A 16322-nucleotide genomic window follows, 5' to 3' on the forward strand; every position below is an offset into this window, starting at 1 on the left:
CGACGTGACCGAGATCCCCAGCCCGGACGCCGACCGCCCCGATCCCCGCTCCCCCGAGCTGGAGCAGCGGTCGGCGGTCGGGGAGACCCGGGGCATCGCCCTGTTCTGTCACGGCGGAACTCCCGCCAGCATCGAGCCGCCGAAGACCCGGGCGCTCTCGCTGGTGCGGATGCGGGCCTTCGAGCAGTACGTGCACGCCACCACCGCCGACCAGGGCATCGCCACCGCCGTGCTCCGGTACCGGGTCGCCGGCTGGAACGGGGAGGCGGCGGACGCCTACCAGGACGTCCGCTGGGCGATCGGGCAGCTGCGCGAGCAGCACGGCACCGACGTCCCGATCGTGCTGGTCGGGCACTCGATGGGCGGCCGGGCCGCGCTCCGCGCGGGCGGGGAGCCGTCGGTGACCGCGGTCTGCGCCCTCGCCCCGTGGACCCCGCCCGGTGAGCCGGTCATGCACCTGGGCGGTCAGACGGTGGTGATCCTGCACGGCCGCGGCGACCGCTGGGTGCCCCCGCGGCTGTCCGCGGAGTTCGCCGTCCGCGCCCGGCGGGCGAAGGCCCGGGTCGCCCGGTTCACCATCGTCGGTGGGCACGGCATGGTCCGGCGGTCACAACGCTGGCACCGCTTCGCCCGGGACGTCGTCCTGGCCGGGACAGGCCTGGCGCCCATGCCGGAGGCGATCGCCGATGCCCTGGCCCAGCCCAGCCCCGAGGGCCTCGCCGTCCCGCTCTGACCCCTCACCGAGGCCCGAACGCGCGTGCGCGATGCGGGTCGGGGTCTGGACGCGGGCTGCCGACTCGGGGACGGTTCCGAGGTGGACCGTTCCTACGTCACCTACAGCGCCCGGAGCCGACACCGCCAGCGCCGCTTCCTGAGCACCGCGCGGCTGAACGCCGTCGGGTTCGGCGCCCTCGGTGGGGCGTGCCTGGTCGCGGCGGCCCTCTGCACACCGGTGCTGCGGAGGACGGGCTGGCCACTGGCGGTCCGGGCCGCGCCCGGACCGGTCGTCGTGGTGACGGGCCTGGTCGTCCTCGACCGGCGGAAGTGGGCCGGGATGGTCACGAGCTTCTCGTTCACCGACGACCCGGCGGAGATGCGGGCGGTGGCCGACCAGTTGAGCGCGCGCGGCCTGCCGGTGAGCCTCGAGGAGCGTCCTCCGGGAAGGCCCGTCCTGCGCTACGCCCACCGGCACGCCCCGCGGGTGCACGCCGCACTGGCGGACCTGGGGATCTCCGTGCCCGTTCCCTGACCACTACGACGATCCGCCGGGCCCTCGTCAGGGCGCTCTCCTCGGACCTTCGCCGCGTTGGAGTTGCAACTGGCGCACTGGTCTTCTGCTGAATGGTGGTTCGCGTGTCCAGGAGGTCCGCTGCCCGCGACCACGACGCGCTGAGCCCGCAGGGACAGATGGCGGGCACTGCCCCAGCGCCCCCGGCATGCGGACCGACCGATCCAGGGGAGCTCGAGCACGACCGGCTCGAAGAGACGGGCTGTCGAGCCGTTCAGCGCCGTTCCGGCAACGCCGGGGCGAGCGCTGCTGCGCCCCCGGAACCGGCGCCGCGTGGTGCAGGATGTCGCCGTGAGCGACGCGGCGGGCTGGATGCGGCTCAGCGGTGACCGGCCGGCCAGGACGTCCTCGGCCACGCTGCTGCTGATCTTGGTGGCCTGGGTGGTGGTGCCCCCGCTGCTCGCGTTCGGCGGCGCGATCGGTGCCGCGCCGTTCCTCGGCGAGCAGCCGACCACCGCCGAGCGGGCGCAGGCGACCGGGCTCTTCGTCGTTGCGGCCGTTCTCGCACTGGGCCTGCCGTTGCTCGGCGTCATGCTCACCTGGCGCACGCGCAAGGCCGCAGCTGCCTGCTTCGGAGCCGCCATGATCGTCGTCGCGATCCTCATCGCGCCCCTGCTGGCGCAGGAGTTCCGGGGCGACGTCGGGGGCGCGCAGGTCGACTCAGGACCTCCGGTCTGCCAGGAGCACAGCGGCGGCGACAACCGCTGCCCAGGCGGCTGATCAGCCAGAGGCGGACGACACGTCGTAGGAGTGCACGTCCGCCGGCCCGTCCGGGGTGATCTCCGGGCCCGGGGGTCCACCAGTGGCTCGCCCCACGCGACGAAGGTGGCGATCCCCGCTCCTCGAGCAGCTCGTCCAGCCCCCCCAGCTCAGTGAGAGCTGGACGTCGGTCCTCCGTGCAGCTAGACCGTTGCGCATGACCATCCCGCTGCCCGGCCTCGACATGCCCGTGCTGGTGCTCACCGGCATGGACCTGTGGGTGAGCGGTACGGGACTCGATCGGGTTGGCGGTGCCTCCAGGCCCGAGTTCTGGACGACGGTCGAGGTCGCGCCGCAGCCGGGTGACCAGGACGCGCCGTGGCGACTCACCACGCTCGCCCGCCGTGGGTGCCGGCCTGGCGGGAACGGCGGCTGGTCGGCAGACTCCGGCCTGCCGGACATCGCTGGCTCCGCTGTCGAGGGGGTGCTGCTGAGCAGTGCCCCCGTCGGCGCTCCGCGGGATGAACTGCACCTGCTGATGGAGTCTGCCCACGATGTCGGCCAGCGGGCCGGCGCCGCGCTCAGTGACCCGGCCGTCTGGGCACCGGGCGTGCTCGACGTCGACGGGCACCGGTTCATGTTGTGGGTGCACCACCGCGACGAGGGTTTCGCAGCAGTCGCGGATCTGGGGCCGGTCATGGTGAGCGCGCACGGGCGGACGCCGCCGTCCCGGTGGGCCGGCTCGTTGCTCGACCCCGCGGCCGCTCGGCGCCTGTTGCGCTGACACGCGAGGCAGCGGCCTGGATGAGCCGGACCCGATGACGAGGCGTCATGAGGTGGCTCACGGCGACCGTGCGGGCGGCAGGTCATCGAAGACGCGGCCCATCACTGCTTCATCGTCCGAGTGACCGGATGGTCAGGACTCGACGACCTCGACGTCCTCCTCGCGCACCTCGCCGTCGACGATCCGGAAGCTGCGGAACTCGACCTCGTCGCCGGCCAGGCCGGTCCGGGCGCCGTGCTCGCGGGTGGACACCAGCACGTAGTGCGCCTCGGGCTCGGAGGCGTAGCTGATGTCGGTGCGCGAGGGGCGGGCCTCGGTGGCGGTGTGTGAGTGGTAGATGACCACGGGCACCTCGTCCCGGTCGTCCATGTCGCGGTACAGCTTCAGCAGGTCGGCGCTGTCGAACTCGTAGAACGTCGGCGAGCGGGCCGCGTTGAGCATCGGGATGAAGCGCGCGGGCCGGTCGCTGCCCTCGGGGCCGGCGACGACGCCACAGGCCTCGTCCGGGTGGTCCTCCCGGGCATGGGCCACGATGGCGTCGTAGGTCACGCGGTCCATGCGCAGCACGCGAGGGAGCGTAAACGCTGCCGAAGAGCGTCACCTCCGTCATCACCACAGGCGATCGAGGCTGCGCCGTCGGACATTCGCCTTCCGACTGCCCGCCGTGCAGTTGGACGAGGCTGGTCCGTCCGTCTTGCCCCTTACGCTGCGGGCACGCAGTCATGCAACGAGCAACAGGATGCCGACCGTGAACTCACGCTTCGACTGGTTCCCCACCTGGCTGAAGCAGCACCTGTTGCTGACATTGACCGTGCTCTCCGCACCGGACCCCAGCCGGCTGCTCGCCACCTTCGGGTCGAGGGACTGTGACCGCGGCGTCCTGTCGTTGCGCGAGGCATACGACATCGACGAGACCACGGTCCGTCTCGGCGCGGCGGACGGCTGGACCTATGCGGTGGAGCACCGGTCGACGACAGCGGCCGACTCTGGCTTCCTGGAACGCCTGACCTCGGACGGCTCCTTGGCGGTCACCCTGTGCTTCACCCCGACGATCAGCGGGGTGCACGTCGCGCGTGGCGGCGAGTACCTGGCCGGCTTCGAACCCGATGCGCCCGACTTCATGCGCTGGGGCTCGGCTCCCCGTGCTCTCGACCCGCAGATCCAGGAGGCCGGGTTCGGGCACGAGGACCTTCTGCCACGAGGCGCAGCCTGCGCCTCGTTCCTCCAACTGCTGACCGACGTGGCACTGACCCCGGCCATGCTGGAGGACCCGCTGCCCTGCGCCACCCTGCCGGTCCTCCCCGGAACCCGGCGCACCGCCGAACCGAACCCTGCTGATCCGGCTCGGATCCCGCTCATGCCGGGTGCCCTCTTGCCCGAGGGATCCCAGGGCACGGGAGGCGGCACCGCGCGACTGTGAGGGCCTGACCAAGGATGGCCCGGTGCGAGCGCCTGTCCAGCCATCGAGCGGTGACGCCCTTGCGCCTCCTTGCGTCAGCACGTGCGGCACCGTCACTGGCGGACACGCCGCAAGCCGACAGCAGGCCTGTTGTCGGCATCAGGCCTGACGACGCGATCACGGCTGGTCAACCGAGCGGATCAACAGAACCTGGGCAGTCCCCGGTGCGGTCGACCAGAGCGCAAGTGGGCGGCTCAGTCTTCGATGCTCACGACTTCGCCAGCGGCGCCAAGCCACCGAGTCCTGTCGAAGTACGCCTGATCGCAGGCGGTGTCTCGCGTCGTCAGGCCTGGACTCATGCCGGTGGTCACCGTGAACTCGACGCACACCCGAGCCGTGAAATCCAGATATGTACCACCGGAGCCACTCTGGTCATGGCCGTCGAATGCCACCTTGACCTTCACGGTCTCGTCGGAGACGACATCCTGGCTGAAGGTCAATACGTTGCCGTAGTCGTCGGGCACTTCCTGACGTACCGCGTCCAGCAATCCGTCCCCTCGGGGCAGATCGGGCGCCTCGACCAGGTCTTCCAGTTGAGCCTTGGCGTCGTTGGCGCCCGCCAGTACCTGCTCGACAGCTCGGTCGCGCGCGCCGTCGTGGTCCGTGGTGCACCCGGCTGCGGCCAGGGCAAGGCACACAACGATCGATACCGCCGCAGGCGTAGGACGCACGTCATCGGCCCATCTGATCGGAGTGTGCCTCGCCAGGTTCACAAGCCGGACTCCCAGAGCGTGCGATGGAAGGAGGCCGTGCAGCGCGCCTGCCCGGAGATTCCTGCCGGTGATCCCGGTACGGCCCCGGCCGCCAGGTCACCTGCGGCATCAACGGCTCGATCACCGCCCACTGCTCATCGGTCAGCTCCGTGCGAGTGCCCACCCGTTCAAGATCCCCCCACGGACACCATCGATGGGGAGACACGCCCTGACCCACTCCATGCACTCAATCGATCAAGGTGGCAGCTGCAGGACACATCGTTCACGGATGCGTCAGGCGCGCCTTGCCACCGTCGACTGGTCCTGACAGCGTGGCCTCATGACCATCAACTGGGGCATGCCTCTCCGCCGTGGCTGAGCCACGCCGCCGCAACCTGCGCCCGGGTCTCCTGGTGCCGGTCGGTGAGCGGATCTGGGTCATCGATGAGGTGCAGCCGGTCGCCGTTGTCCTGGACGCTGGAACTGGCGCTCTGCAGACGGTGGTCGCCTGGCCGCAGGTGCCGCCGCCGGTGGCGGAGAACTGGCGGGGCTCCTGGCAGGTGCGTCCCGCGGCGGACGGGCTGTGGGTCCAGCAACCGGGCGGTCCGCTCGCGCTGGTCACCGAGGACGGATTCCGCAGCGGCCACCTCACCACCGGCCTGACGTTGGGTGGGGTCTCCGCCCACGGGGCATGGTGCCTGCCCGACCCGCCCGTGCAGGACATCGCCGCACGCGAGGACACCCCGCCCCCCGGAGGGGGCGGTGTCCACCAGTTGCTCGTCGCCCACCCAGAGCGCACCACGAGATCGGTGTACGTCGACTCACCGGTGCACGGTGCCCGCTCCATCGACGGAGACCTCTACCTGCAGGTGGAGTCCGGTCGCTGGAGTCGCCGCAACCTGGGCACCGAGGACAGTTGGGTCCTTGAACCGGAGACGACCTGGCTGCACCTGCCGGCACAGGATCCCATCCCGCCTCGGCTGAGCCTCACCACTCACACCTCCGCCGCACCGCGCGGCGAGCAGGTCTTGGACCTCGAGGGCGGCCGACAGCACACCTCCGGCTGGCTGAGACTGCCCGGGTCGTCGGAACGACGGCAGACGCCCTCATGGTCGACCGCAACACCTCGTGGGATCACCTGGTACGCCGGTCGGGATCGGGAACACCCCGGTCGCGATGTGGCAGCCGTCGCTTGGGACCCCGCCTCCGGCACTGAACTGTCCCGGACGCGGCTGGGCCCGGGCATGGTCCGGGCGATGACGGCGACCCAGGACTGGCTGTGGATCGCGATCGAAGGGCCGCGCAACTTCGCCACCTACAGCGACCCGTCACCGACCCGCCTGGTCCGGCTGCGAGCCGACGGCGGCCGCTTCGAGACCGTGCTGCCCCCAGACACCGTGAACATCACCGACAACTGCTGGCCACTGCCACCCGAACCGATCGACGCGGCCGACTACACGGCCCATTGGCGTGAGCGCCTCACTGACCTCGAGCACTACTGGACCCACTCCGATGGTCGACGCGGACCGCTGACCGGCGGGATCAGCAACAGCAGTGTCGCTGTGGTCGGCAGCTGGCCCAACACCGAACTGCACGTCACCTTCGCCCATGCGCTCCGGCCCGGTCACCGGATACGCCGGATCGTGCCTCTGTTCGACGAACTTGGCCGCCACGCCGCCCCTGAGTACGCCGCCATCCACCTGATGGAGACGCTGGACACCGAAGACCTCCCCAATACCGCACCGATGGACGCCGACTACCTGGACGTGTAGGTACGGAGGATCCGGTGCTCTATCAGGGCGTCCTCGGCGCGCAAGCGACGATCGGCGTCAAATGACGATCATCGGCGTTGCGGGTGACGAGCTGGCTCAGGGTGGACAGTCCGAACGATCACAAGGAACTCCGATCGCGTCCGACAACGACGCCCTCACGTACGACGAGCCACGGATACGAATGAGTCGTGGTCTGGGTCGACATCACGCCGAGAGCCTCGGTGACGGGTCGCGTCCCGGACCAGGTCAGGACGCGGTCGGCTCCACGAGCAGATCGCTGACCAGTTCGAGCGTCAGCTCGGGGAAGCGTTCGACCACCGACTCCGACATCAACCGCTCCCCGTCGTGTTCGTCGAACACGCAGCGCTCCCGGGTGGCCGCGTCGGGCCAGCAGGCATAGGCGACCCACGTGCCATCGGCTGCGCGGTGCAGACGGGACCCGTAGCTGCCGCAACCGGCGTGGATCGCACGAGTCACTCGTTCCCAGCCGTCACGGAACTGCTCCTCGCCGCCTGGCCGTAGCCGCCACCGGTAGACCACCGCGAACATGTGTCCTCCTCGTCCGGCGACGCGCAGCGCGTCGTCCAGGGCGACCCTCACATCTCAAGGGCACTTGAGATCAACCCGTCAGCCGCCAGGCTGCCGCCGTGCTGGCTGACCATCGGGGAGCTGTCCTCCCGGGCCGGGCTGCCGCCGGCGACCCTGCGCTACTACGAGGGGATCGGCCTCATCAGCAGCACCCGGTCAGCGGGTCGCCACCGTCGCTCTGCGCGCTGGACATTGCGCCGGCTCGCCGTCGTGGCCGCCGGGCAACGCGTGGGACTGTCCCGGGCCCTCGTACGTCAGCTGCTCCCAGGCGAACAGCAGCAGGACGTCGCGGTCAGCGGCCTTGAGACCGGCCAGCGCGGCTGCGATCGGGCCGCGCAGCGCCTGGGCGGTCAGTCGGTCGGAGAGGTCGTCGTCGGCCGGCAGTGCAGGCGCGAGCGGAGCGGTGCGGCTCAGTGCCCGCAACCGACGTTGTTCGGTGCGCTGCTGGCCGTGGACCAGCTGGGTGGCGATGCCCAGCAGCCAGGGGCGGACCTCGACGTGCACGGCGCGGTAGGCAGAGCGGCGGCGGAACGCGATGAGGAACGTCTCACTCAGCAGATCGTCGGCCAGGTCGCCCACCCGTCGGCTACTGAGCAGTGGTCACTCCCGCTGCTGCCGCGCCACAGCCGTCACGCACCAGACGTTCAACGCCGGCTCGGTCAGACACCGGAACGGGTGCGTACGGTCTGGTCCGACCAGGCCGTCGATGGGATGGGCGGAGGGGGCTGCTCCGCTGCCACCCAGAGCCATGTCCCGGTACCGGTTGATCGGCGCGCCCATCGTCGAGTCGACGTTGTTGGGCACACTCGCCGGAGCGACGGCCCAGCTCCTCCTGCCCGGCGTCCGCCGGGAGCCTGGTCAACGGCGTCGTGCCTGGCTTCGCGCTGGGCCTCGTGGCGGGAGCGTTGCTCGCTGGAGTGACCCATCACGTCGACGGCCAGCGCTCGGATCTCACCGGGCACGCTGCGCCGTCGTTCCCCCTGGTGGCCGGTGCCTGTGTGCTCTCCTTCTTCGTCATGGCGGCGGCCACCTCCAACCCGCAGATCCCATGGCCGGGGCGCATCGTCTTCTGCGCTGGAGTGGCCACAGCGTCTGGCTGCGTCACGTACCGAGCTCTCCGGTCTCAGGAGCACCAGGCGAGCAGCGTGCGAAATCGGCGGCGCCGATGACCTCGCCGGCTCAGCGGCGTCAGGAGAAGAGGGCGCTGTAGCCGTTCAGCGCCGGCTGCCCGCCGAGGTGGGCGTAGAGCACGGTGGACGACCGGTCGATCTCGCCCCGGCCGACGAGGTCGATGGTCGCGGCCATCGACTTCCCCTCGTACACCGGGTCGGTCACCATGCCCTCGGTGCGCGCGGCCAGCTCCATCGCCCGGATCGTCGTCTCGTCCGGGATGCCGTAGATGCCGGCGTGGTATCGCTCGTCGAGCTCCACGTCGTCGAGGGTCAGCTCGCGCTGCAGCCCGATCGCCGACGCGGTCCGCTGGGCGATCCGCAGCACCTGCTCCCGGGTCTCCGCGGGCTTGGCCGAGGCGTCCACGCCGAGCACCCGGCGCGGCCGGGCACCGGCCTCTTCCAGCTGGGCGAAGCCGGCGACCATGCCGGCCTGGGTCGACCCGGTCACCGAGCAGACGACGACGGTGTCGAAGAAGACGCCGAGCTCCGCCTCCTGCGCCGCCACCTCGTGCGCCCAGTTTGCGAAGCCCAGCCCACCGAGCGGGTGGTCCGACGCACCGGCCGGGATCGGGTACGGCTTCCCGCCGGCGTCGGTGATCTCCCGGAGCGCCGTCTCCCAGCTCTCCTTGAACCCGATGCCGAAGCCGGCCTTGACCAGCCGCACGTCGGCCCCGGCGAGCCGGGAGATGAGGATGTTGCCGACCTTGTCGTAGACGGCGTCCGGCCAGTCGACCCAGCTCTCCTGCACCAGCACGCACTTCAGCCCGAGATGCGCGGCGACCGCGGCGACCTGCCGGGTGTGGTTGCTCTGCACGCCGCCGATCGAGACGAGGGTGTCGCAGCCCTGCGCCAGCGCGTCGGCGACCAGGTACTCCAGCTTGCGGGTCTTGTTGCCGCCGAAGGCGATGCCGGAGTTCACGTCCTCCCGCTTCGCCCACACCGCCGCGCCGCCCAGGTGCGCGGTCAGCCGGTCGAGCCGGTGCACCGGCGAGGGGCCGAACAGCAGGGAGTGGCGGGGGAAGTCGGCCAGGGTCGTCGCCCTCGGGGCGGCGGGCGGGGCCATGTCAGTCGTCATCGGGGGTCTCCTCCAGTTCGGACAGCAGCGCCGTCCAGATCTCGGTGGTGGTGGCAGCGGCTTCGTCGACGTCCCCGGTTGCGCACGCGGCAATCAGCCGGTCGTGCAGGCTGACGGACTCTCGGCCGTGCGCGGCTGCGAACCGCTGCCGCTCCAGCCGGCGGATCGCCGGGGTGAAGCGGTCGATCGTGGCCCGGACGGCGCCGTTGCCGCAGCGGTCGAGCAGGACGTCGTGCAGCTCGTCGTCGGCGGCCAGCGCCCCGCCGGCGTCCCCGCGGTCGACGGCAGCAGCGAACCGCTGGTTGGCCGCCCGCATCGCCGCCACGTCGTCGGCGGTCACCAGCGGCACCGCCTCGCGGACGGCCAGCTCGTGCATCGCCCGGACGACGACGGCGGCGCCCCGCACCTGGTCGAGCACCAGCGGCGTCACCCGAGTGTGGCTCTGCGGCTTGGCCTCCACCAGCCCCTCGTCGGTCAGCCGGGCCAGGGCGGCGCGCACCGGGGCCACCGAGAGACCGAGCCGGCTGGCGAGCGCGGCGTCCTTCACCACCGTCCCGGGCGGGAGGTCACCGGCCACGATCGCGTCGCGGATCCGGGTCAGCGCCTCGTCGCGCAGCAGCACGCGCGGCACAGGGTCGAGAGGCATGACTGACATCTGACATGTCAGTTGACTGCGGTGTCAAGGGCCGGATAGCTGCGGTCGTCGGCAGGGCGGGCGCTGTTTCGCCCGGCGCACCGCCGCCAGCATCGACGGCATGGACTGGACCACCACCCCCGCCGAGGCCGCCGCCCACTTCGTCCGGCGGCTAACCGTGGAGACCGACGTCTCCGACGTCCACGCGGCCCTGGAGTCCGGCCGGCCCGGCTTCGTGCTGGTCGACACCCGCAGCGCGGAGTCCTGGGCGCAGGGGCACGTGCCCGGCGGTCGACCCGCTCACCGCCCCGGCGGGGGTCAGCTGCGGCTGCTGAGCCTCAGTGCCGGCCCGCACACGACTGCGCGGGGAGGCTCTCGCGGGCCCAGGTGGTCAGCTGCTCGAGCACCGGCGTCAGGGACCGGCCCGCGTCGGTCAGCTGGTAGCTCACCGCCACCGGCGGCCCGTCGTCGACGGTGCGCTGGACCAGCCCCGCCGCGGCCAGCTCGGTCAACCGGTCGGAGAGCACGGAGTCGCTGATCCCGCCCACGGCCCGACGGAGCCCGGTGAACGTCGCCGGCCCGCCGGCGAGCACGCCGATGATCAGCCCGTTCCACCGCTTGCCGAGAAAGCCGAACGCGCGTGCCAGCGCGTCGTCGCACGCCTCCGGCGTGTGCACCAGGTCCTCGGCCACCCGGTCATCGTAGGACCGCTGCCCCTCGTGCTCCTGCGATCGAAGTGCTAGCTTTCCCGAAGTGCTAGCAATCGGCTAGCTACTAGCTCTGAGGGAGTGCTTGCCATGTCACTGTTCCGTCTGGACGCCAGCATCCGGGTCGAGGGGTCGGCCAGCCGCGAGATCGCCGACATCGTCGAGCGCGAGTGGCGGGCCGGGAACCCCGACGCCCCGGTCACCCGCCGGCACGTCGGCACCGAGCCGCTGCCGGCCGATGCGTGGGGTGCAGCCGTCGCCGGCTCCTACCTCCCGGCCGAGCAGCGGACGCCGGAGCAGGCCGGCGCGCTGGCCCTCGCGGCGACGCTGACCGACGAGCTCGTCGACGCGGAGGCCCTGCTCTTCGCCGTCCCGCTGTACAACTTCGGCATCTCCCAGCACGTCAAGACCTGGGTCGACCTGGTGATCACCGACCCGCGGATGGGCCCGCGGGCCGAGCCACCGCTGGCCGGCAAGCCCGCCGTGCTGGCGGTGGTGCGCGGCGGCAACTACAGCGCGGGCACCCCCCGCGAGGGCTGGGACCACGCCACGTCCTGGCTGCGGCGCATCCTGGCCGACGTCTGGCAGCTGGACCTCCGGGTGGTCGAGCGGGACTTCACCCTGGTCGGGGTCAACCCGGCGCTGGACTCCTTCACCGAGCTGGCCGCCGAGCTCAAGGCCACCGCCGAGCGGGAGGCCGCCGAGCACGGCCGGCTGCTCAGCAGCACCCGCGTCGCCGCCTGAGGCGCCCCCCTGGCTCAGTGCAGCGCCGGGGGTGGGTCGTCGGAGAGCCGGGACCAGAGCAGCTCGTCGTGCTTGACACCGTCCCCGTAGCGGTAGGACCGGCGCAGCCTGCCTTCGCGGGTGAACCCTGCCTTGGCCGCCACTCGGCCGGAGGCCGCGTTCTCCACTGCGTGGTAGAGCTCCACCCGGTCGATGCCCGCGGCGAAGGCCCAGCGGCAGACCGCATCCGCCGCGCGTGCCGCCACGCCTCGCCCCCGGGCGGCCGATGCGACCCAGTAGCCCAGCTGAGCATCGCCCTGCACGCGGTCGACCGAGTGCAGGGACACCGACCCGAGCAGCGTCCCGACGGCGTCGGTCACCGCCCAGGACGCCCGGTCACCGCCGCTCCAGTCGGCCAGCCGGGCGACCATCTCGCGCACCTCGTCCGGGGAGCCGAAGCCGCGCGCGTTCCACTGCCGCAGCGCGGGGTCGGCGGCGAGCGCCCAGACCGCCGCCTGGTCCTCGCTGCGCCACGGCCGCAGCACCAGCTCGTCGACACCCAGGGTGCAGGGCTCCAGGCCGCTCACCCGGCTCCCAGCTCGACGGTCATCGCCACCTCGTAGCGGTCACCGCGGTAGGTCGACAGCGCGTGCTCGACCGGCCGACCGGCGCTGTAGGAGACCCGGTCGAACACCAGCACCGGGCGGGACGGCGACACCCCCAGCAGGACGGCGCACCCCCGGTCGGCCTCCGCCGCCCGCACGGTCTGCTCGGCCCGCTCGATCGCACAGCCGTACCGCTCGGCGAACAACGTGTAGAGGGAGCCGGTGAGGTCGGCCCCGTCCAGGTCGGGCGCCACCGCCACCGGGTACCAGCCGTCGTCCACCGACATCGGCTGGTCGTCGGCCAACCTCAGCCGGCGCACGTGCCAGGCCCGCTCCCCCGCGGCCAGCTCCAGCGCGGCCCGGGTCGCCGGCGGCGGCACGGCCCGGGCGACCGCCAGGACGACGGTGCTCGGCCGCAGCCCGAGCCGGCGCATGTCCTCGTGGAAGGAGGCCAGGTGCAGCCTCGACCGCGCGGGCCGCTCCGCCACGAAGGTGCCCTTGCCGCGCACCCGCACCAGCACGCCCTCGCTGACCAGCTGGCCGATCGCCTCGCGCACGGTGATCCGGCTGACCCCGTGCTCGACGCACAGCTGGCGCTCCCCGGGCAGCGGAGCACCCGCGGGCAGTCGGGCCGCCAGCTCGGTCAGCCGGCCACGCAGCTGCTCGTGCTTGGGCACCACCCCGTCGACGATCAGCGCGGTCACCACCCCTGGTCGGTCAGCTTGTGGCTCAGCACGTAGCGGTAGTAGTCGGCCCGGGCCAGCTGGGCACCGGCCGCCTCGTCGACGACGAGGGTCACGTGCCGGTGCAGCTGGAGCACCGACGCCGGGCAGGACGCCGTCAGCGGCCCCTCCACCGCGGCGGCGATCGCGGCTGCCTTGGCCTCCCCGGTCGCCACCAGCACCAGGTGCTCGGCCCCCAGGATCGTGCCCAGCCCCTGGGTGATCACGTGCCGGGGCACCGCGGCGACGTCGTCGCCGAAGAACCGCGCGTTGTCGATCCGGGTCTGTTCGGTGAGCGTCTTGACCCGGGTCCGGCTGGCCAGCGACGAGCCGGGCTCGTTGAACCCCAGGTGCCCGTTCGCGCCGATCCCCAGCACCTGCACCGCCACCGGCCCGGCGGCGAGCAGTCGGTCCTCGTAGTCGCGAGCAGCCTGCAGCGGGTCGGCCGCCGCGCCGTCCGGGCCGTGCACCACCGCCGGGTCCAGCCCGAGCGCGTCGGTCAGCTCCCGGCGGATCACCGCGCGGTAGCTCTCCGGGTGGCCGGCGGGCAGGCCCACGTACTCGTCGAGCAGGAAGGCCTGCACGCCGTCGAAGGACAGCCCCTCCTCGCGGTGCCGACGCAGCAGCTCCCGGTAGGCGAGCAGCGGCGAGGACCCGGTGGCCAGGCCCAGCACCACCGGCCCGCCCCGGCCCAGCGCGGCCAGCACCGCCCCGGCGACGGCGTCGGCGACGACCCGCCCGCAGTCCTCGGGGGTGGGCAGCAGGACGACCTCCACGGTCAGCTCTCCTCTCGTTGCACCCACGCGCCGGCCCGCAGGACGGCGGTGGGGTTCAGGTCTGGGTCGGTGACCAGGACGTCGGCCCGCCGGCCCGGGGCCAGCTCGCCGACGTCCTGCCGGCCGAGCAGCCGGGCCGGGGTGCCGCTCGCGGCCAGGACGGCGTCGGCCAGCGGAACGCCGGCGGCCACGGTCGCCCGGACGACGTCCACCAGCCGCGCGGTGCCCCCGGCGATGGCGGCCGACCCGCCGGTGAGCCGGGCGACGCCGTCGCGCACCACGACCGGCAGCGAGCCGAGCCGGTAGCTGCCGTCGGCCATCCCGGCAGCGGCCATCGCATCGGTGACCAGCGCGATCGCCCTCGGACCGACCAGGTCGAACACGGTCGCCACCGTCTCCGGCGAGAGGTGCACGCCGTCGCCGATCAGCTCGACCACCAGCTCACCGCGCGCCGCGGCCGCCAGGCAGGCGGCCACGGGCCCCGGCGCCCGGGACAGCAGCGGCGGCATGCCGTTGAACAGGTGGGTCGCCGAGAGCCGGCCCCCGGGGGCCGCGGCCCGGATTGCGGCGGTGACCTCGGCGGCGTCTGCGTCGGTGTGCCCGAAGCTGGGCAGCGCCCCGTGCGCGCGCAGCAGGTCGACCAGCTCGGCCCGGTGCGCGGTCTCCGGCGCCAGGGTCATCGCGACGACCGTCCCTCGCCCCGCCGCCAGCAGCTCGGCCAGCAGCGCCGGATCCCCCGGGACCAGCGCGGACGGGTCCTGGGCGCCGCACCGGGCGGCGGACAGGAACGGCCCCTCCAGGTGCACCCCGGCCAGCTCGCCGGCCTCGACCAGCGGGGCCAGCACGGCCAGCCGCTCTCGCAGCACCGCCGCCGGTGCCGAGACCAGGCTGGCCACCAGCGTCGTCGTCCCGCGTGCCCGGTGGTGGGCGGCTGCGGCGCGCACCCCGGCGACGTCCGCGTCGGGGAAGCCGTGCCCGGCGGCGCCGTGGCAGTGCAGGTCGACCAGCCCGGGCAGCAGCAGCGTCTGCGGCGCGGGGGCCGGCAGCGCACCTGTCCAGTCCCGCGCCGGGCCGGCGAACGCGACCCGGTCGCCGGCGACGGCGAGCACCCCGTCGTCGACGACCGAGCCGCCGGTGACCAGCCGGCCCCGCAGCACGGGACCGGCCGGCGCTGGCCTGCTCAGGATCGCGGACCCTCCTCGACCGTGCTGGTGACGGCGCCGGTGCCCGGCGTCGCGGCCGGCCGCGGCGCGTCGTCGGTGCTGCCCACGACGGCCTCCGCGTCCTCCTCGCGGCCCGGCGTGCGCAGGTTCCACTTGCGGATGACGAAGCGGAACAGGACGTAGTAGATGACCGCGTAGACCAGCCCGATCGGGATCAGCCACAACGGCCTGGTGGCGATGCCGAAGTTGAGCAGGTAGTCGATCGCACCGGCGGAGAAGGTGAAGCCGTCGTGGATGCCCAGCGCGTTGGTCAGCGCCAGCGAGCTGCCGGTGAGCAGGGCGTGCACCAGGTAGAGCGGCCAGGCCACGAAGAGGAAGGAGAACTCCAGCGGCTCGGTGATGCCGGTGAGGAACGCGGTCAGCGCGGTCGAGAGCATCACGCCGCCGACGATCTTCTTCTGCTCCGGGCGGGCCTCGTGCCAGATGGCGATGGCGGCGGCGGGCAGCGCGAACATCATGATCGGGAAGAAGCCGGTCATGAAGGTGCCGGCCGCCGGGTCGCCGGCGAAGAACCGGTCGATGTCGCCCGAGGCGCCCTCGTAGTCGCCGAGGACGAACCAGACCACCGAGTTGAGGATGTGGTGCAGGCCCAGCGGGATGAGCAGCCGGTTGACCACGCCGAAGACGCCCCCGCCGACGACGGTGTTGGCGTCGACCGCCTCGCCCAGGTTGGTCAGCACGGTGTTGAACGCCGGGTAGACGAACGACATGAGCACGGCGAGGACCAGCGTCGAGCCCGCGGTGATGATCGGGACGAAGCGCCGTCCACCGAAGAAGGCCAGGTAGGTCGGCAGCTTGACCCGGTAGAACCGCTGCCACAGCACGGCGGTCAGGACGCCCACGAGGATGCCGCCGAGCACCCCGAAGTCGATCATCGCCTGCTCGCCGTTGCGATCGAGCTCGCCCTCGAGCACGACCGGGCTCATCGCCGCGAACACGGCGTCGAGCACCAGGTAGCCGACGACGGCGGCCAGCGCGGTCGAGCCGTCGGCCTTCTTGGCCCAGCCGATCGCGATGCCGACGGCGAAGATCAGCGGCAGGTTGCCGAAGAGCGCGTCCCCAGCGGCGGCCAGCACCGCGGCAACGGTCTCCATCGACTCGTACCGGCCGAGCAGGTCGGGCTGCCCCAACCGCAGCAGGATGCCGGCCGCGGGCAGCGCGGCGATCGGCAGCATGAGGCTGCGACCCAGGCGCTGCAGGCCGGCGAGGCCTCGGCGTTCCTTCGGTGGCGCGGCGGACAGGGCGGCCATGGCGAGCTCCTCGAGGGGCGGATCGGGGGCGTTCACCGGCCATTCCCGCAGACGTCGACCAACCGGTAACGTCCGGTAATGACCAGTTGTCCCGGGAGGATGGCGGGCGCGACCGAGCCCTGTCAACACCCTGGACGCGAGCCGGTCGAGCCG

Annotated in this window: 19 protein-coding genes and 1 pseudogene; 8 read left to right on the top strand and 12 right to left on the bottom strand. The window is 72.5% G+C overall.

Features of this window, described 5'->3' with window-relative positions:
- Positions 1–4: 4 nt before the first annotated feature.
- From O2V63_RS13295 to O2V63_RS13310, 4 genes are all read left to right on the top strand, one after another.
- Positions 5–733 carry an alpha/beta hydrolase gene (locus tag O2V63_RS13295; RefSeq protein ID WP_269168040.1) on the top strand — a complete coding sequence of 243 codons (729 nt, stop codon included), beginning with the start codon at positions 5–7 and terminating at the stop codon, positions 731–733.
- A gap of 81 nt (positions 734–814) precedes the next feature.
- Positions 815–1249, top strand: coding sequence for a hypothetical protein (locus O2V63_RS13300; protein ID WP_269168041.1), 435 nt, complete (start codon positions 815–817; stop codon positions 1247–1249).
- Between the two features lie 330 nt (positions 1250–1579).
- The gene (locus tag O2V63_RS13305; protein WP_269168042.1) at positions 1580–2008 is read left to right on the top strand and encodes a hypothetical protein; all 429 of its coding nucleotides are present in this window, start codon (positions 1580–1582) and stop codon (positions 2006–2008) included.
- 229 nt (positions 2009–2237) lie between these two features.
- A complete protein-coding gene (locus tag O2V63_RS13310) occupies positions 2238–2771 on the top strand; it encodes a hypothetical protein (RefSeq protein WP_269168043.1) in 534 nt (177 codons plus the stop codon).
- Positions 2772–2903: 132 nt separating this feature from the next.
- On the opposite strand, the gene O2V63_RS13315 is transcribed toward O2V63_RS13310, so the two are convergent.
- Positions 2904–3329 (bottom strand): M67 family metallopeptidase, encoded by a 426-nt coding sequence (locus O2V63_RS13315; protein ID WP_269168655.1) that lies wholly within the window; start codon positions 3327–3329, stop codon positions 2904–2906.
- Positions 3330–3519: 190 nt separating this feature from the next.
- Between O2V63_RS13315 and O2V63_RS13320 the strand changes: the two genes are divergently transcribed.
- A complete protein-coding gene (locus tag O2V63_RS13320; RefSeq protein WP_269168044.1) occupies positions 3520–4191 on the top strand; it encodes a DUF6461 domain-containing protein in 672 nt (223 codons plus the stop codon).
- 233 nt (positions 4192–4424) lie between these two features.
- Here O2V63_RS13320 and O2V63_RS13325 read toward each other — a convergent pair whose 3' ends face one another.
- A complete protein-coding gene (locus O2V63_RS13325; RefSeq protein ID WP_269168045.1) occupies positions 4425–4901 on the bottom strand; it encodes a hypothetical protein in 477 nt (158 codons plus the stop codon).
- Positions 4902–5335: 434 nt separating this feature from the next.
- Between O2V63_RS13325 and O2V63_RS13330 the strand changes: the two genes are divergently transcribed.
- Positions 5336–6694 (top strand): hypothetical protein, encoded by a 1359-nt coding sequence (locus O2V63_RS13330; RefSeq protein ID WP_269168046.1) that lies wholly within the window; start codon positions 5336–5338, stop codon positions 6692–6694.
- A gap of 246 nt (positions 6695–6940) precedes the next feature.
- On the opposite strand, the gene O2V63_RS13335 is transcribed toward O2V63_RS13330, so the two are convergent.
- The gene (locus O2V63_RS13335) at positions 6941–7243 is read right to left on the bottom strand and encodes an antibiotic biosynthesis monooxygenase (RefSeq protein WP_269168047.1); all 303 of its coding nucleotides are present in this window, start codon (positions 7241–7243) and stop codon (positions 6941–6943) included.
- Here O2V63_RS13335 and O2V63_RS20860 point away from each other — a divergent pair.
- Positions 7244–7489: pseudogene (locus O2V63_RS20860) on the top strand (MerR family DNA-binding transcriptional regulator); the annotation flags it as partial.
- On the opposite strand, the gene O2V63_RS13340 reads toward O2V63_RS20860, so the two are convergent.
- The 4 genes from O2V63_RS13340 to O2V63_RS13355 form a co-directional block, all read right to left on the bottom strand.
- Positions 7439–7861: an RNA polymerase sigma factor gene (locus O2V63_RS13340; protein WP_269168048.1), complete on the bottom strand. Its 423-nt coding sequence runs from the start codon at positions 7859–7861 to the stop codon at positions 7439–7441. The pseudogene O2V63_RS20860 and the gene O2V63_RS13340 overlap by 51 nt on opposite strands.
- A 609-nt stretch (positions 7862–8470) precedes the next feature.
- Entirely contained in the window at positions 8471–9529 is a 1059-nt protein-coding gene (locus O2V63_RS13345) for a 1-aminocyclopropane-1-carboxylate deaminase (protein WP_269168049.1), read from the bottom strand.
- Positions 9519–10175 carry a GntR family transcriptional regulator gene (locus O2V63_RS13350; protein ID WP_269168050.1) on the bottom strand — a complete coding sequence of 219 codons (657 nt, stop codon included), beginning with the start codon at positions 10173–10175 and terminating at the stop codon, positions 9519–9521. Before O2V63_RS13350 ends, O2V63_RS13345 begins: the two co-directional genes overlap by 11 nt.
- 326 nt (positions 10176–10501) lie before the next feature.
- On the bottom strand, positions 10502–10855 hold the full coding sequence (locus tag O2V63_RS13355) for a winged helix-turn-helix transcriptional regulator (RefSeq protein WP_269164012.1): 354 nt from the start codon (positions 10853–10855) through the stop codon (positions 10502–10504).
- A gap of 105 nt (positions 10856–10960) precedes the next feature.
- Here O2V63_RS13355 and O2V63_RS13360 point away from each other — a divergent pair, with 105 nt between their 5' ends.
- The gene (locus O2V63_RS13360; protein WP_269168051.1) at positions 10961–11614 is read left to right on the top strand and encodes an FMN-dependent NADH-azoreductase; all 654 of its coding nucleotides are present in this window, start codon (positions 10961–10963) and stop codon (positions 11612–11614) included.
- Positions 11615–11628: 14 nt separating this feature from the next.
- Here the strand turns inward: O2V63_RS13360 and O2V63_RS13365 are convergent, their stop codons facing one another.
- From O2V63_RS13365 to O2V63_RS13385, 5 genes are read right to left on the bottom strand one after another with little or no spacing between them, the layout of a single operon-like run.
- Entirely contained in the window at positions 11629–12180 is a 552-nt protein-coding gene (locus tag O2V63_RS13365) for a GNAT family N-acetyltransferase (protein WP_269168052.1), read from the bottom strand.
- Entirely contained in the window at positions 12177–12902 is a 726-nt protein-coding gene (locus tag O2V63_RS13370; protein ID WP_269168053.1) for a GntR family transcriptional regulator, read from the bottom strand. Before O2V63_RS13370 ends, O2V63_RS13365 begins: the two co-directional genes overlap by 4 nt.
- The gene (nagB, locus tag O2V63_RS13375; RefSeq protein WP_269168054.1) at positions 12899–13696 is read right to left on the bottom strand and encodes a glucosamine-6-phosphate deaminase; all 798 of its coding nucleotides are present in this window, start codon (positions 13694–13696) and stop codon (positions 12899–12901) included. The genes O2V63_RS13370 and nagB overlap by 4 nt, the downstream gene beginning before the upstream one ends.
- 2 nt (positions 13697–13698) lie before the next feature.
- The gene (locus tag O2V63_RS13380; protein WP_269168055.1) at positions 13699–14853 is read right to left on the bottom strand and encodes an N-acetylglucosamine-6-phosphate deacetylase; all 1155 of its coding nucleotides are present in this window, start codon (positions 14851–14853) and stop codon (positions 13699–13701) included.
- Between the two features lie 23 nt (positions 14854–14876).
- Positions 14877–16169 (bottom strand): PTS transporter subunit EIIC, encoded by a 1293-nt coding sequence (locus O2V63_RS13385; RefSeq protein WP_269168057.1) that lies wholly within the window; start codon positions 16167–16169, stop codon positions 14877–14879.
- Positions 16170–16322 lie beyond the last annotated feature (153 nt).

Origin of the sequence: Modestobacter sp. VKM Ac-2977, from assembly GCF_026968045.1 — a bacterium.
Lineage (GTDB): Bacteria > Actinomycetota > Actinomycetes > Mycobacteriales > Geodermatophilaceae > Modestobacter.